Consider the following 14,886-nt stretch of genomic DNA (forward strand, 5'->3'; position numbering starts at 1 on the left):
TTCATCGCTGCTAATTTATATACATGAAGAAATTACTACTAATAGCGGGCATCTGTTTTATAACATCCGCATCAATTGCTCAGCAGCCTGTAAGGCCTATATTTTATTCCGTTTCATTTCCCAATGCTGCGCATCACGAAGCAGAAATTGTGATGTTTGTTCCTCAGGCTCCTGATGGAAATTTTAAGGTGCGTATGAGCCGCTCATCAGCAGGGCGCTATGCCACCCATGAGTTTGGTAAAAACATTTATAATGTTACCGCAACGGATGCGAAAGGGAAAATTCTCCCTTTAAAGCAAATTGAGGGAGATGTATACGAAGTTGGCTCACATCCCGAAACGGTTAAAATAAGCTATACCTTGTTCGCAAACCTTACCGATGGCACTTATGCAGGGATTGACCCCAGCCATGCCCACCTGAACATGCCTGCCACTTTTATGTGGATCCCCGGCCTGGAAAAACGCCCCATCCAATTTGAGTTTAACGATCTTGATAAATACGGATGGCGAGTTGCCACCCAGTTAAAACACGAGGGCGGCAAAGTTTACAGTGCCCCCGATATGCAATACATGATGGATAGCCCAACCGAGCTTTCCGATTATAAGATCAGCAGCTGGGATGTGGTGAATACCGATGGAAAAACGGAGAAAATAAATCTAACCGTACATTCAGACGATAGCCAGGCTGTGATTGACAACTTTAGCAAGATGGTTCAAAAAATGGTGCTTGAAGAAAAAGCTGTATATGGCGAGCTGCCAACGTATGATTATGGCGAGTATACTTTTTTGGATGATGTTTACCCAACTGTATCCGGAGATGGAATGGAGCACCGTAACTCAACCTGTATAGTGCAGCCTGCTCCTAAAGTTGAAGGCAATGAAGTTGATCTGCTGGGTACATTTTCACATGAATATTTTCATAGCTGGAATGTAAAGCGCATCCGCCCAAAATCACTGGAGCCATTTAACTTTGAGCATGCCAATATGAGCAGCGAGCTTTGGTTTGCCGAAGGCTTTACCCAATATTATGGCGAATTATTGCTGGTACGCTCCGGCTTCCTGAAGGTAGATGATTATACGGGTACTGTTGCAGGCCTGGTAAATTCTGTTTTAAATAAGCCGGCTTCCAAAAATTATTCGGCGCCGCAAATGAGCCGTTATTCGGTATTTGCTGATGCCGGAGTATCTATCGACCCAAATAACAACAATAACGTTTTTACCAGCTACTATGTTTATGGCGGCGCAATAGCCTTGGCGCTCGACCTGCGTTTGCGCAGCGACTTTAATCTTACCTTGGACGATTATATGCGCACCGTTTGGCTTAACCGCGGTAAGGTAATGAAACCATACACTATCCCCGATCTGCAGGCCGATCTTGCACAGGTAACCAAAAATCCAAAGTTCGCCGCCGATTTTTTCAGCAAGTACATTTACGGGCTTGATAAAAATGATTATGAGGCATTGTTGGCAAAAGCAGGATTGATATTGCGCAAGGTAGGCACAGGTAAAGCGTGGGCTGGTCCGCTTTCTGTTACACAAAACCGTGGGCGTTCAGGCGTGGCCAGGACTGCAGGAACTGTTGGCTTACCCATCCAGGCAAGCACTGTACAGGGAACCCCGGTTTACAAAGCAGGGCTGGATGCAGGCGATATTATTTTAAAAGCCGATGGCAAAGAAGTAACCGATGCAAAATCATTTACTGACATTGTAGCAACAAAAAACATAGGCGATAAGCTGGTGGTTAACTATAAAAACCGTACCGGCGAGCACGAAACTACCGTAACACTAGAAGAAAATCCAGCGCTTGAAGTGGTCACTTATGAAAAGGCCGGTAAAGAATTAACAAAAGAACAGCAAACATTCCGTAACAATTGGCTATCATCAAAGGTCAAATAACAATAACCATGAAAAAAACTATAATCGCATTGGCCTTACTGGCTGCAACAACCTACAGCTTTGGGCAGGATGTAAATAAATTAATCAACCAGGACGAGGTAGCGCAGGTTATCAAAACCTTATCCGCAGATGATATGCAGGGCCGCGCAACGTTTACACCCGGCATTGAGAAAGCGGCGCAATACATTGAGAGCCAGTACAAACAAGCTGGCCTGGTGCCTTTAGCAGGCAATAAAGATTTTCGCCAAAACTTTGCAATGACCCGCATTACCGCTGTTAAAACCCTGGTAAATATTAATGGCAAGTTAATTCCGCAGGATAGCGTTTTTGCCAATACCAGCGCAACAACCTTAAACTGGAGCAATAACAGCGAGGTTCAGATTGTAAAATTAAGTGCGGATAAAAATTTCCGCACGGAGTATATGAGCTATATTAAGAGTGGAAAAAAGATGCTAATTTTGGTTGATCCACAGTTTACCGCTATTTTTCAAAGTCTTAAAGCCCGCTCGGCAAAGGGAAGCGTTACAAAAAACACTAATGATGACCAGGCGCTGGTTTTTGTGCTGGGCAACCACGACGATATAAAATCATTTGATGTAAGTTATACCGGCAAATCGGAAAAGTTGCCATTGTTTAACATAGTCGGCATGATCCCCGGCAAAACAAAGCCGGATGAATCTGTAATATTTGGCGGGCATTATGATCACTTAGGGATCCTTAAGCCGGTAAAAGGCGATAGCATTGCCAATGGCGCCGATGACGATGCCTCAGGAACTACTGCCGTTATCACACTTGCTAAATACTATAAAAAATTAAACAACAATGCCCGCACATTAATTTTTGTGGCATTTACTGCCGAAGAGATTGGCGAATATGGCTCACAGCATTTTGCCACAACGGTTGACCCTGATAAAGTAGTAGCTATGTTTAACATTGAAATGATTGGCAAGGCTTCAAAATTTGGCGAAAACTCAGCCTTTATTACTGGCTTTGAACGGTCTGATTTTGGCACCATCCTGCAAAAGAGCCTGGAAGGAACAGGCTTTAAATTTTACCCGGACCCGTATCCTGATCAAAACTTGTTTTACCGCAGTGATAATGCATCACTGGCAGCAGTAGGCGTACCAGCCCACACCATCTCAACCGACCAGATTGATATAGATAAGCTTTACCACACGGTAGGTGACGAATTCAGCACTTTAGATGTGGCAAATATAACATCAACCATAAGGGCAATTGCCTTAAGTTCAAGAGGTATTGTATCCGGCAAAGACACGCCGAAAAGAGTACCCAAGCTGGAAAAATAATCGTACGTAACCTAAACGTTAATTAAAATGGATAACCAACCGCACCTGATACCCGCTGCAGCAGTTAAAGGCATTGCCTCCGGCTTACTGATGATGGCTTCTTTTACCCTAATATGGGCGGGTATCGCGTACGGTGGTTTACATACCAGCGTACTGGCATGGGCATTAGTGTTATTCCCGGTACTTGCCATAATGTTTATAGCCAACGGAATTTCTTTGTTCAGGCTATCCAAACAATTCCCAAAAGTTGAATCGGAAGAAGATAAAGCCGAGGGGAAAAAGATGAGCATGTGGTTCGGGATCATCTTTGGTGCCGAAGGGTTATTGATCTTCATCGCTATAAATATTGTAATTAATTTGGGGCACCCCGAGCTAACGATCCCTGTTATTGCACTGGTTGTAGGGCTGCACTTTTACCCTATGGCCAAAGTTTTTAAACGCACCATTGATTATTACCTGGCCACCTGGAGCACAATAATTGCAATTTTAAGTATTGTATTCAGCTTAAATCATACCTTATCCCAACCTAACATTTTAGCTTTTACAGGGATCGGGCTTGCCGTAGCTACATCCTGCTATGGCTTGTATATGGCATACAGGGGGCGCGAATTGCCGAGGCCCGCAGCTATGAATTAGCACTTTTCCTTATTGTAGTTACAATTGAGCCCTGGTGAGTGTGTTCATCCCTTTGCCGGATCCTGCCCGAAGATCCTGCTCAGCATGTCATAAAGTTCAGGGTGCTTAGTTTGAAACTGGTCCGGTTTTTCAAAAAAATATTCAGACACTACCGCAAAAAACTCCGCCTCGTTGGTAGTTGCATAAGGGTTGATATCTGAGTGCCCTGCTTCAATCTTATGGATCTCCTGGTGCATCATCCGCACCCATGGCTTTATGTATTCAAATGGCAGGAAGCCTTCAGGAATCCCGTCTGTGGCGCCATCTGCCTTATCAATCAGGTGTACAAACTCGTGAATAGCGGTATTTTCCATGCCCGGATTTTTTGAGAACCCTTTTATCAATGCATTTCGCGACAATATCATTTGCCCGTTCATATAACCGGTACCAACCATCCCCATAATATTACGGCCTTCGGTGGCTTCATATTGGTAATCTTCATCAAATGTGTCGGGATAAAGCAGCACATTGGTTATGTTGCGGTAGCGCCAGTCTTTAAACCGAAAAATGGGGATCACCGCGCTTGATGCCACCATCAGGCGGTCGAGGTCAGTTACCAGCAGGCCAACGCCCTCAATTCTTACATCATCTAAAAACTGCTCTACCTTATCTTCAAAGTAAGCCTTATCGAGGTCTGAAAGCTGGTTATAATAGTCGATGTTCTTTGCCAGCAATATCTTTTGCACATCGGTAAGAATTACCTGGGTAAGCATTTTTTTTCGCCTGCGCTGATAAAGCGTAAAACTTATTACTATTACGATGATGATGGCGAAGTAGAGCATGGAATGTAATAATACTATTAATTCAACTAAGTATTTGTTAATTAGCATGTGTTCCAAACAAAAACAGCGATAAACCCTAAAGTTCATCGCTGTTAATATTCTAAATCCGAAATCGAAAATCCAACTTCCGAAATCTCTTAAACAAGCATTCTTACTGGTTCTTCCAGCATTGATTTTAATGTTTGCAGGAATGCGGCACCTGTTGCGCCGTCAACCACGCGGTGGTCGCAGCTTAGGGTAACCTTCATTACGTTGCCCGGTACTACCGCACCGTTTTTAACAACCGGTACCTGCTGAATGCCGCTAACGGCAAGGATACAGGCATTTGGTGTATTTATAATGGCGGTAAACTCATCAACACCAAACATACCAAGGTTTGATATGGTGAACGTTGAGCCTTCCATTTCATTAGGCTGTAATTTTTTTGCTTTTGCTTTGCCGGCAAACTCTTTCACTTCGGCGCTGATGCGGCTTAATGATTTACCATCGGCAAATTTTATAACCGGTACCAGTAAACCTTCGTCAACTGCTACGGCTACACCAATGTGTACGTGCTCGTTGGTGCGGATCTTATCGCCCATGAAAGATGAATTAATAGCAGGGTGTTGTTTTAAGGCAACCGCACAGGCTTTTAATACAAAATCGTTAAACGAGATCTTAACCGGGGCCACATCGTTAATACGGGTGCGGGCTGCAATAGCCTGGTCCATATCAATGCTCATGGTTACGTAGAAATGCGGAGCGGTAAACAAGCTTTCGCTTAAACGGCGGCTGATAGCTTTACGCATCTGGCTAACGTTCCGCTCGGTATATTTCTCTTCGCCTGTGTATTCCGATAGTGGTGCTGAAGGAGTGGCAGTTATAGGTTGTGAAGGTGCAGCTTCTTTATTGTTACTTTCTGCTACTGGCTTAGCAGCCGGTACATATTCTTCAACATCTTTCTTAATAATACGACCGCCTTCGGCAGATCCTTTTACATCATTAAGGTTGATGCCTTTTTCTTTTGCTATTTTACGGGCAAGCGGCGATGCTTTAACGCGGCTGTCGTCTGCTGAAGTAGCATCTGCCGGGCTGTCCGACTCTGTTTCTTCGGCTCTAGCTTCTGTAGCAGGAGCTTCTTCGGCCTTTGCTGCCGGTGTGGCTTCATCGTCAGACAACAATGGCGTAATATCAGTGCCGGCTTTACCAACAATGGCTATAATGCCATTAACAGGAGCCGCTTCGCCTTCTTTAGGGCCTATGTATAATAAAGTGCCCGCTTCGTAGCCAACAACTTCCATTGTGGCTTTGTCTGTTTCAACGTCAGCAAGCGAGTCGTCACTTTTTACAGTATCGCCAACTTTAAAGTTCCATTTGTTTATAACGCCTTCCGTCATGGTATCGCTTAGGGCGGGCATACGGATAACAGTTGCAGGAATACTGCTTTTATCAACCTTTGGCTTAGCTTCAACAGCTTCAGCAGGTTTTTTATCTTCAGTTGTTTTTAGTGTTTTTGTTTTTGCAGGCTCGGCAGCAGCTTCAGCAGCGGGTGCGGCCGGCGCATCAGCGCTGATGGCCGTTTTATAATCTTCGCCCTCTTTGCCTATAACAGCAATCAGCGCATCAATCGGAACCGCCTGGCCTTCTTCAACACCGATATAAAGCAAAGTGCCATCCTGGTACGATTCAAAATCCATTGTGGCTTTATCAGTTTCAATTTCGGCCAATACATCGCCCGATTTTACCTTATCACCAACTTTTTTATGCCATTTAGCCAATACCCCTTCGGTCATGGTATCGCTCATTTTAGGCATTTTAACTACTTCGGCCATATATTATTTGATTCAATAGTTCTTATAAATTCAATTTAAATATAACGATTAGCTCATTATATAAGGGTAATCTTTTTGAACGTACACATCAGTATACAATTCTGATGCTTCAGGCCATGGCGACTCTTCAGCAAATTTTACCGACTCATCAACCTCTGCCTTTATTTTAGCTTCAATCTCTTCAAACCATTTTTCATCGGCATAGCCTTCTGAAAGTATGGTGTGCTTAGTAAGTTCGATAGGATCTTTTGCTTTGTATGATTCCAGCTCTTCCTTGGTACGGTACTTCTGCGGATCAGACATAGAGTGGCCTTTATAACGGTAGGTGCGCATTTCGAGGAAGGTAGGTCCTTCACCTGCACGTGCACGCTGAGCGGCTTCGTCCATCGCTTTGTGCACAGCAGCCGGATCCATACCGTCAACCGGTGATGATGGGATGCCATAAGGCAAGCCTAATTTATAAATATCGGTTTGTGCAGTTGTACGCTCTACCGAAGTACCCATTGCGTAACCATTGTTCTCACAAACAAATATTACAGGCAGTTTCCAGAGGGCGGCCATATTAAAGGTTTCGGTTAATGCACCCTGGCGTACGGCGCCGTCGCCCATGTAGGCTACGTTTAAAAAGTCGGTTCCTTTATATTTTTCGGCAAAGGCAATTCCTGCACCCAGGGGTACCTGTCCGCCAACTATGCCGTGGCCACCATAAAAATGTTTTTCTTTATCAAACATGTGCATAGATCCGCCCTTGCCTTTTGAGCAGCCGGTAGCCTTTCCATACAGTTCGGCCATTATAGAGTTTGAGGTAACACCTTTAGCAATGGCGTGTGCATGATCGCGATAAGCGGTTATCATGCTGTCTTCCTGTTTAAGTACAGACATTGCTCCGGCTAAAACGGCTTCCTGGCCTATATACAAGTGGCAAAAGCCTCTTATTTTTTGCTGTCCGTATAATTGCCCTGCTTTTTCTTCGAACTTTCGCATCAAAAGCATTGACTCGTACCACATCAGGTAAGTGTCCTTATTTATTTCGATTGAACTCATGTATTATAAACGATCAATTTTATTATAAAGCGCAAATCTAATTATATCTGTGAAATATAGAAACTGCAATAGGGCTGTTAAACGATGATTTTATTAAAAAGATTTGTAATATTTTCAATATACCGGTCAATATCAGCACCAACAACCAAAAGTATGTGTAAAAACAACACCAATTGCTGTTATTTATGGATTGTCAAAAAAATTACATTTTTGATATTTTATGAATAAACCTCCAGATAATTAACAATTGCAGACAAATGTTGAAAAAAAACAGTCATTCTGTTGCAATTTTAAAAAATTTAAATAGTTTTGTAGCCAACAATAGACAGGGTGTCCAATTTAATAAACAATTTGTTGGCCTAACACAACAAACTAATCGATTAAATGAAGAAAATTACTATCGTTATTGCGTTATTTTTCAGCACATTAGCTGTTCAAGCTCAAACAAAAACCAGTCCAGGAACAACGGACGACAAAAATCCTGACGAACAGGAATCATTAGCCAAAGATTATTTATCCCAGATAATGGGTGTTGCAATGTCGGCAACATCAAACATGAAACTTTTTCATTTTGTTTACGATTGGATCGGTACCCCGTATCGTTTTGGCGGAAGCTCAAGAAGAGGAATTGATTGTTCGGCATTTACCAAAGAATTATACAGCGAGGTATTCAATATGGATATCCAGCGCAGCTCACGCGATATTTTCAGCATGGTTAGCCCTGTTAGAAGAGACGACCTTAAGGAAGGTGATTTAGTTTTCTTTAAAATTCACAGCCGTCGTATCTCGCATGTGGGGATCTATTTAGGCAATAACAGATTTGCCCATGCATCATCAAGAGGTGTTGCTATCAGCAGCCTTGACGATGCTTATTACAGGCGTTACTTTTACCGTGGCGGCCGGATGCTTGAATCATTTAAGGCTGAACTGGAGAAACAAAGCTCAGACAACAGTACCAGTACAGACAACAACTAAAACTTTATAATAAACCTAATTAATTTAATCCTTTCCTGACCAGAAAGGATTTTTTTGTGTTCGCTATTTTCATTTATCCCTACAAATGAATAAAATTGTTTATGTTCGCTACCGAAGCAGCGGCAATTATTACAATTGAATAATAAGCAACATACAAAACGATCAGTGAATTTAGAGAGAACCTGCTTATTGCCTTTTATAAGTGTAATTCTCCTGATCTCCGCCTGTCAAAATCGTCATAAACCACAGCCTGAAGTATATCATCCCCCAATAAAAAAGCCGGTTGTTATCAAGCGTGATACGGCGCAATTAAAACAGGACCCTATTCAGCGCGATTCATTTTGTGTTGCTGCCGTTGGCGATATTATGCTGGGCACGTCTTACCCCGATAATAAAACACTACCGCCCGATAGTGCAAAAAGCAGTTTTAAAAATATTTTAAATGAGCTGCGCAAAGCCGATGTGCTTATGGGAAACCTGGAAGGCACCTTACTTGATACCGGCGCCCCAGCCAATTACAGGCTGCACCAGTTGAGCAGGCCCTGGCTGTTCAGGATGCCGGTGAGATACGGAAGTGTATTAAAAGATGCCGGATTTAATGTATTGAGTCTTGCCAATAATCATATCGGCGATTTTGATAATGCCGGCCGCCTCAGCACCATGAAAGTGCTGGATAGTTTAGGGATCAATTACGGCGGCCAGGTAGCACATCCCTCATCAATTTTTAAACTAAACGGCATAACTTATGGCTTTTGCGCATTTGCACCTAATGGCTATACATTATCTATCCTCGACCTGAAAGGTGCAGCTGCCATCATCCAAAACCTTAAAAAGCAATGCGATGTGGTCATTGTATCATTTCATGGGGGCGGCGAGGGTGTTGATTTTGAGCATGTGCCTTTTACAATGGAAACCTTTGTAAATGAAAAACGCGGTGATGTAAACGCCTTTACCCATGCTGCCATTGATGCCGGTGCTGACCTGGTTTTTGGCAACGGCCCGCACGTTTGCCGCGCCATGGAACTCTATAAAGACAGACTGATAGCTTATAGCCTTGGTAATTTTTGCACTTATACGGGCGTAAGCGTTGCCGGAGTTTGCGGTATGGCGCCTATTCTTAAAGTTTACGTAAACAAAAAAGGAGAATTTTTAAGCGGACGCATTGTTTCGGCTATTCAAACCCACTATGATGGATTAATGCTTGATACTTTAAACAAAGCAGCCATCCGCATTAAACAGCTAACCGAAACAGATTTCCCGGATGCCGGATTACAGATTGATGATGATGGCACAATTACCCGATCTGAACTATAATTTGCCTGATAAAAGGTAATAAGCATCAGCGCAATCACTTAATCATTAAAATCAGCGGTTACACCTCATCCTTTGTAGTTCTTACTAAACTTATTCCTGTAAAGAAAAACAGTATCGCTATAATACCTACAACTACAAGTGTGGTAATCTGTCCGCCGTGGTTAATTATTTCAACACCGGTATAAATTAAGCCTATAATACCCAATACGGTAAGTATAGCCCCGAAGGTTCGTTTTAAGTTCATAGTTGCGTGCTTTTTTGTTAAGCTTTTTATTAAAAACAAATAGCACACCAATAAATAATCATACATTTAGATTATTAAATTTTATTAACCATGACCCCTCAAATAGGCTTTTTAGTTGTTGCTTTTATTTTCCTGGTAATATTACTTTCATCTTTTGTGTCTGTAAAACAAGGCACTATAGTAGTAATTACAGTGTTTGGCAAGTATCGCCGCATCTTAACCCCCGGCTTAAACTTCAAAATTCCTTTTATCGAAAACATCTATTCAAAAATATCTATCCAAAACCGCTCCGTCGAGCTGGAATTCCAGGCGGTGACATTTGACCAGGCCAATGTTTATTTTAAGGCAATGCTGCTCTATTCGGTATTGGATCAGCAGGAAGAAACCATTAAAAATGTAGCCTTTAAGTTTGTTGATGAGCGTAACCTGATGCAGGCGCTGATCCGCACGGTTGAAGGCTCTATCCGCGCATTTGTGGCTACCAAACGCCAATCGGAGGTATTGATATTAAGGCGTGACATTGTGGAGCACGTTAAAGAGCAGCTGGATGTGATACTGGAAGGCTGGGGCTACCATTTACAGGATTTGCAGCTGAATGATATCACTTTTGATGAGGTGATCATGAAATCAATGAGCCAGGTAGTGGCCTCAAATAACCTTAAAGCCGCTGCTGAAAATGAAGGCCAGGCTCTACTAATCACCAAAACAAAGGCCGCTGAAGCTGAAGGTAATGCTATTAAAATTTCCGCCGAGGCCGAACGCCAGGCGTCACAGCTGCGCGGGCAGGGTGTTGCTTTGTTCCGCGAGGAGGTAGCCAAAGGTATGTCAGTTGCTGCTAAAGAAATGAAAGATGCTAATATGGACACTTCGGTAATATTATTTACCATGTGGACTGAATCCATTAAACACTTTGCCGAGAACTCGCAGGGCAATGTGATATTCCTTGATGGGTCAACCGATGCCATGCAGCAAACCATGAAAGAAATGATGGCGTTAAACCAATTGCACTCGGAGAAAGTCAAAAAGTAAAAATTTTACTTTGACCAGCTAATGAAATTTGGATTTGTGCGATTGATCAGCTTTACTGCAATGTGGCTTTGTATTGTAAATAATGTTTCGGCCCAGGCTTTCCGCCAGCTAACCGTTAATGATTTTAAGGGTATTCCGGTTACGAATCAGAGCACAGTTGCTTATACCAATTGCTCCATAAGCTTTCAGTATGAGGCCCACCGGGAGCGGAACTTTTACCTGCTTGATTTTAACATCCAGCTAACGCTTAATGATTGCAAATCATGGATAGATAAAAAACGCATCACATCTGACCAGATGCTTACCGAAGTGTTGAAACATGAGCAGGGACATTATCTCATAGCTTACATGGAACAGCAGGAACTATTAAGAACCGTAAGCAAAACTATTTTCTATGCCAATTATCAGTCTGCCGCGCAAAATATTTTTAACCGGATTGACGCTAAGTACAAACAATTGAACATGGATTATGATGCCGACACCCAGCACATGCAAAACCGTACCCAGCAGCAAAGCTGGGATGCTTATTTTAAAAAGCGCTTAACATATATGCCGCCTCAATAAAATGCGGAGTGCGGAATGTTTATTGCGGAATGGCAATTAATTAGTTTTTTTGTCATCTCTGAGCAGCGTAAAGAAAATCCGAAATGGAACATCCGACATCCGAAATAATAAAGATAGCAGTAGTAGGCCCCGAGTCTACCGGCAAATCAACCATGTCGGCTTACCTGGCCAAACATTATAACACCATCTGGGTACCTGAATTTGCAAGAGGCTATTGTGAAAAACTTAGCGGGCAGCCTACCTGGCAGGATGAGATCAATATGTTTTACGGGCAGGTTGCGCTTGAGGCTGAACTATTGCCAAAGGCAAACAAGCTGCTTATTTGCGACACCACTTTTCTCACCGTAAAGATCTGGAGCGAACACGTTTTTGCCAAATCACCACAAGAAGTACTGGATGAACTTCCCAAACATCCATATGATCTTTACCTGCTGCAAAACATCGATCTTCCCTGGGAAGAAGATCCATTACGTGACTTTCCAGATATGCGTGAGCATTTTATGGAAGTATGGGAAAAAGAATTGAAGAGTCTTAATGCCAACTACGTAATCATATCCGGTATCGGGCAAGAAAGATATGAAAGTGCGGTGAAGGCGGTGGACCGATTTCGGATTTCGCATGTTCGATTTGGGATTTAGTAAAATTGATAATTCTAAAACCCTGATTCAAACAATAATAATTCCGACATTGAACATCCGAAATCCGAAATAAATCTGAAATAAATCCCACCTTCATGCAACGTTGTAAAAACCTTTGCGTCATATAACATGCAAGCTGATCAAAATTTGGAAGCCGTATATATTGACAAGCATTATAACCTGGTGGTTGAGTGCAAACAAGGCAGTAAAAAAGCCTGTTATGAGCTGTACAAACTGTATTCTAAAGCAATGTTAAACGTTGCCTTTAGGATAGTGGGAAATATTGCCGAAGCTGAAGATGTTTTGCAGGAAGCTTTTGTTGATGCTTTTAACAAACTGAAGGATTTTAGGCAGGACACTACTTTTGGTTTGTGGCTTAAACAAATAGTTGTTAACCGGTCTATCAACCTGCTGCGCAAACGCAAGCTGGACATTATAGACCTTGAAGGCGACCAACTGGAAAATATTGCGGATGAGGAATATGATGACGGGGAAGAAACACAATACCAGGCCGCAAGGGTTAAAGAAGCAATGAAGGAATTACCGGAAGGATATAGGTTAGTAATATCGCTATACCTGCTTGAAGGATATGACCACGAAGAAATAGGACAAATATTGAATATTTCAGAAAACACCTCACGCACCCAGTTTTTAAGGGCAAAAAGGAAACTTCTGGAAATTTTAAAAAGAAAGGGGATAACATCATGAGCAAGCGATTAGAGGATTTTATGAAAATGAACAGGGAAGAATTTGACGACCTGGAACCATCAGCAGATTTGTGGAGCAGGATTGAAAAGCATTTGCCGCCGCAGGAAAGCGAATTAAAAAAGCGTGAAACAAAAACTTTTTCACTTGGCTTTGTGCTAAGAGTAGCTGCATCGGTTATTGTAATAATGGGGATAGGTTTTGCTGCATACCTGCATCGCCAGGAAAAGAAACCGATTGATCTGGCTGCTATTAACCCGCTATATGCACAACAACAAATTCAATACACTTCATTAATTGAAACAAAACGTACTGAGTTAAAATCGATCTCAAAAACTGATCCTGCGCTTTATAAAGAGTTTAGCGGCGAAATAGCCAAAATGGATTCAACCTACAAAAAATTAAACAGTGATTTAGCCAATAGCCCCAACCAGGAGCGTGTTTTACGCGCAATGATCCGGAATTTGCAGGTCCAAACACAGGTGCTTACCCAGCAATTGAATGTTATTGAGCAGCTGAACAAATCAAAAAAGGAACAAAACAATGAGATCAAGAATATATAAACCGGCACTGCTTGTAATGGCTGCGTTGCTTGCCGTTAACAGCGGGGGCTTTGCACAAAAGAAATCAGCCTCAGCAAAAAAAAAGCCGGTTGTTTGTGTTACAGCAAATTTTAACGAGGAGGATTTCCAGGCGAAAATGGATAATCTTGGTAAAAGCCTTGAAGCCGGAATGAAGGATTTAGGCAAAAATCTGTCGGCATCAATAAACAACCTTGCATCAAGTATAAGCATTAATGTAAATGATGGGGATAATGACAATGTGGTTAATGTTGACCCAAAAATTGAGCTTAATGTTGATGGTTTGTTAAAGAACCTCGATATTAATGTTGCTGACAATAATGAGGGAGATGCAACTGAAAGCGACAACCAAAGCTTAAAGATAAAAAACTACAGCAAGAGCTACCCCCTTGATGCTAACGACAGGATAAAGCTGAGCAACCAGTATGGGAAAATTACGGTAAATACCTGGGACAGGCGCGAAGTGAAGGTTGATATCCAGATTAAGGCCGAAGCCAGGAATGACGACGACGCCCAGAAACTAATGGATGGCGTACAGATAAGCGACAGCAAAAATGGCGACCAGGTATCATTTAAAACTAATATCTCGCGGGATGACGATGGGTTTTGGAGTCTTTTTAATTTTGGCGGAAGAAATAAAAAACAAAAACTTACCATAAATTATGTGGTTTACATGCCCGCCAAAACAGATCTGAATGTTGAAGCAAGTTATGGTTCAATTGAGTTGCCTGACCTGGATGGAAAGGTGAAAATCAGCACATCATATGGCAGCACTTCTGTACAGAGCTTATCAAACCCATCAAATGAAATTGAGGGCAGCTATGGCAGCTTAAAAGTTGGCTCGATGAATGGCGGCAGACTTGATTTTTCGTACGGAAGCGTTGATATGGAAGAGTGTAATAATTTAAAAGCCGATTTGAGTTATGGCTCATTCAAATTGGGTAAATTAAAGGGTATCGGCGAGTTTGACTTATCATATGTAGGTGGCTTTAAAATAGGTGAAGTTGCAAGTTCATTAAAAAGGCTGAATATCAATAGTTCTTATTCAGGGGCAGATGTAGGCATTTCGCCAAACAGCAACTTTGAGTTTGATATTACCACAAGCTATGGTGGCTTCAACTACAATGATAATAACGTATTTATCACCAGCAAAAACCCGCCTGATGGCAGCAAACACATTGGCACAACCCGTAACTATAAGGGCCATGTTGGTAAAGGTAATTCAGATGCCCGCGTAACCATTAATACAAGCTATGGAGGCGTTCATTTTGAATAAGGCATTAACTTTTAGCATTGGGTTTCATACACCTGGCTTATGAAGT

The 14,886-nt window shown here is 42.2% G+C and carries 15 protein-coding genes; 11 read left to right on the forward strand and 4 right to left on the reverse strand.

Annotation, left to right across the window (positions count from 1 at the left end):
• The first annotated feature begins 23 nt into the window (after nucleotides 1–23).
• From BUE31_RS10885 to BUE31_RS10895, 3 genes are read left to right on the forward strand one after another with little or no spacing between them, the layout of a single operon-like run.
• Nucleotides 24–1,895 (forward strand): M61 family metallopeptidase, encoded by a 1,872-nt coding sequence (locus tag BUE31_RS10885; RefSeq protein WP_073403359.1) that lies wholly within the window; start codon nucleotides 24–26, stop codon nucleotides 1,893–1,895.
• Nucleotides 1,896–1,903: 8 nt separating this feature from the next.
• The gene (locus BUE31_RS10890) at nucleotides 1,904–3,202 is read left to right on the forward strand and encodes a M20/M25/M40 family metallo-hydrolase (RefSeq protein ID WP_073404225.1); all 1,299 of its coding nucleotides are present in this window, start codon (nucleotides 1,904–1,906) and stop codon (nucleotides 3,200–3,202) included.
• A 27-nt stretch (nucleotides 3,203–3,229) separates the two neighbouring features.
• Nucleotides 3,230–3,838 carry a hypothetical protein gene (locus tag BUE31_RS10895; RefSeq protein WP_073403361.1) on the forward strand — a complete coding sequence of 203 codons (609 nt, stop codon included), beginning with the start codon at nucleotides 3,230–3,232 and terminating at the stop codon, nucleotides 3,836–3,838.
• 44 nt (nucleotides 3,839–3,882) lie between these two features.
• On the opposite strand, the gene BUE31_RS10900 is transcribed toward BUE31_RS10895, so the two are convergent.
• The 3 genes from BUE31_RS10900 to pdhA form a co-directional block, all read right to left on the reverse strand.
• Complete coding sequence (locus BUE31_RS10900) at nucleotides 3,883–4,707, reverse strand: M90 family metallopeptidase (RefSeq protein ID WP_234997790.1); 825 nt, start codon at nucleotides 4,705–4,707, stop codon at nucleotides 3,883–3,885.
• An 89-nt stretch (nucleotides 4,708–4,796) separates the two neighbouring features.
• Nucleotides 4,797–6,470 carry a pyruvate dehydrogenase complex dihydrolipoamide acetyltransferase gene (locus BUE31_RS10905; protein WP_073403363.1) on the reverse strand — a complete coding sequence of 558 codons (1,674 nt, stop codon included), beginning with the start codon at nucleotides 6,468–6,470 and terminating at the stop codon, nucleotides 4,797–4,799.
• Between the two features lie 48 nt (nucleotides 6,471–6,518).
• Entirely contained in the window at nucleotides 6,519–7,514 is a 996-nt protein-coding gene (gene pdhA / locus BUE31_RS10910; protein WP_073403365.1) for a pyruvate dehydrogenase (acetyl-transferring) E1 component subunit alpha, read from the reverse strand.
• Nucleotides 7,515–7,898: 384 nt separating this feature from the next.
• On the opposite strand from pdhA, the gene BUE31_RS10915 reads away from it, so the two are divergent.
• Both BUE31_RS10915 and BUE31_RS10920 read left to right on the forward strand, forming a co-directional pair.
• Entirely contained in the window at nucleotides 7,899–8,489 is a 591-nt protein-coding gene (locus tag BUE31_RS10915; RefSeq protein WP_073403367.1) for a C40 family peptidase, read from the forward strand.
• Between the two features lie 165 nt (nucleotides 8,490–8,654).
• The gene (locus BUE31_RS10920) at nucleotides 8,655–9,803 is read left to right on the forward strand and encodes a CapA family protein (protein WP_073403369.1); all 1,149 of its coding nucleotides are present in this window, start codon (nucleotides 8,655–8,657) and stop codon (nucleotides 9,801–9,803) included.
• Between the two features lie 58 nt (nucleotides 9,804–9,861).
• Here BUE31_RS10920 and BUE31_RS10925 read toward each other — a convergent pair whose 3' ends face one another.
• Nucleotides 9,862–10,047, reverse strand: a complete 186-nt coding sequence (locus BUE31_RS10925; RefSeq protein ID WP_073404229.1) for a hypothetical protein — start codon at nucleotides 10,045–10,047, stop codon at nucleotides 9,862–9,864.
• Between the two features lie 90 nt (nucleotides 10,048–10,137).
• Between BUE31_RS10925 and BUE31_RS10930 the strand changes: the two genes are divergently transcribed.
• The 6 genes from BUE31_RS10930 to BUE31_RS10955 all read left to right on the forward strand — a co-directional run bounded on the left by BUE31_RS10930 (nucleotide 10,138) and on the right by BUE31_RS10955 (nucleotide 14,840).
• A complete protein-coding gene (locus tag BUE31_RS10930; RefSeq protein ID WP_073403371.1) occupies nucleotides 10,138–11,076 on the forward strand; it encodes an SPFH domain-containing protein in 939 nt (312 codons plus the stop codon).
• A gap of 21 nt (nucleotides 11,077–11,097) precedes the next feature.
• A complete protein-coding gene (locus tag BUE31_RS10935; RefSeq protein ID WP_073403373.1) occupies nucleotides 11,098–11,640 on the forward strand; it encodes a DUF922 domain-containing protein in 543 nt (180 codons plus the stop codon).
• Between the two features lie 83 nt (nucleotides 11,641–11,723).
• Nucleotides 11,724–12,278, forward strand: a complete 555-nt coding sequence (locus BUE31_RS10940) for an AAA family ATPase (RefSeq protein WP_073403375.1) — start codon at nucleotides 11,724–11,726, stop codon at nucleotides 12,276–12,278.
• 129 nt (nucleotides 12,279–12,407) lie between these two features.
• Nucleotides 12,408–12,986: an RNA polymerase sigma factor gene (locus BUE31_RS10945; RefSeq protein ID WP_073403377.1), complete on the forward strand. Its 579-nt coding sequence runs from the start codon at nucleotides 12,408–12,410 to the stop codon at nucleotides 12,984–12,986.
• Nucleotides 12,983–13,546 (forward strand): hypothetical protein, encoded by a 564-nt coding sequence (locus BUE31_RS10950; RefSeq protein WP_073403379.1) that lies wholly within the window; start codon nucleotides 12,983–12,985, stop codon nucleotides 13,544–13,546. The genes BUE31_RS10945 and BUE31_RS10950 overlap by 4 nt, the downstream gene beginning before the upstream one ends.
• Entirely contained in the window at nucleotides 13,527–14,840 is a 1,314-nt protein-coding gene (locus BUE31_RS10955) for a DUF4097 family beta strand repeat-containing protein (protein WP_073403381.1), read from the forward strand. The genes BUE31_RS10950 and BUE31_RS10955 overlap by 20 nt, the downstream gene beginning before the upstream one ends.
• The last annotated feature ends 46 nt before the right edge of the window (nucleotides 14,841–14,886 follow it).

The organism is Mucilaginibacter sp. OK098, from assembly GCF_900142915.1.
GTDB lineage: Bacteria > Bacteroidota > Bacteroidia > Sphingobacteriales > Sphingobacteriaceae > Mucilaginibacter.

Excerpts from the sequence above, each read along its gene's own strand:
- BUE31_RS10885 (WP_073403359.1), top strand. The coding sequence starts at position 24 with ATGAAGAAATTACTACTAATAGCGGGCATCTGTTTTATAACATCCGCA.
- BUE31_RS10890 (WP_073404225.1), top strand. The coding sequence starts at position 1,904 with ATGAAAAAAACTATAATCGCATTGGCCTTACTGGCTGCAACAACCTAC.
- BUE31_RS10895 (WP_073403361.1), top strand. The coding sequence starts at position 3,230 with ATGGATAACCAACCGCACCTGATACCCGCTGCAGCAGTTAAAGGCATT.
- BUE31_RS10900 (WP_234997790.1), bottom strand. The coding sequence starts at position 4,707 with ATGCTAATTAACAAATACTTAGTTGAATTAATAGTATTATTACATTCC.
- BUE31_RS10905 (WP_073403363.1), bottom strand. The coding sequence starts at position 6,470 with ATGGCCGAAGTAGTTAAAATGCCTAAAATGAGCGATACCATGACCGAA.
- pdhA (WP_073403365.1), bottom strand. The coding sequence starts at position 7,514 with ATGAGTTCAATCGAAATAAATAAGGACACTTACCTGATGTGGTACGAG.
- BUE31_RS10915 (WP_073403367.1), top strand. The coding sequence starts at position 7,899 with ATGAAGAAAATTACTATCGTTATTGCGTTATTTTTCAGCACATTAGCT.
- BUE31_RS10925 (WP_073404229.1), bottom strand. The coding sequence starts at position 10,047 with ATGAACTTAAAACGAACCTTCGGGGCTATACTTACCGTATTGGGTATT.
- BUE31_RS10930 (WP_073403371.1), top strand. The coding sequence starts at position 10,138 with ATGACCCCTCAAATAGGCTTTTTAGTTGTTGCTTTTATTTTCCTGGTA.
- BUE31_RS10935 (WP_073403373.1), top strand. The coding sequence starts at position 11,098 with ATGAAATTTGGATTTGTGCGATTGATCAGCTTTACTGCAATGTGGCTT.
- BUE31_RS10940 (WP_073403375.1), top strand. The coding sequence starts at position 11,724 with ATGGAACATCCGACATCCGAAATAATAAAGATAGCAGTAGTAGGCCCC.
- BUE31_RS10945 (WP_073403377.1), top strand. The coding sequence starts at position 12,408 with ATGCAAGCTGATCAAAATTTGGAAGCCGTATATATTGACAAGCATTAT.
- BUE31_RS10950 (WP_073403379.1), top strand. The coding sequence starts at position 12,983 with ATGAGCAAGCGATTAGAGGATTTTATGAAAATGAACAGGGAAGAATTT.
- BUE31_RS10955 (WP_073403381.1), top strand. The coding sequence starts at position 13,527 with ATGAGATCAAGAATATATAAACCGGCACTGCTTGTAATGGCTGCGTTG.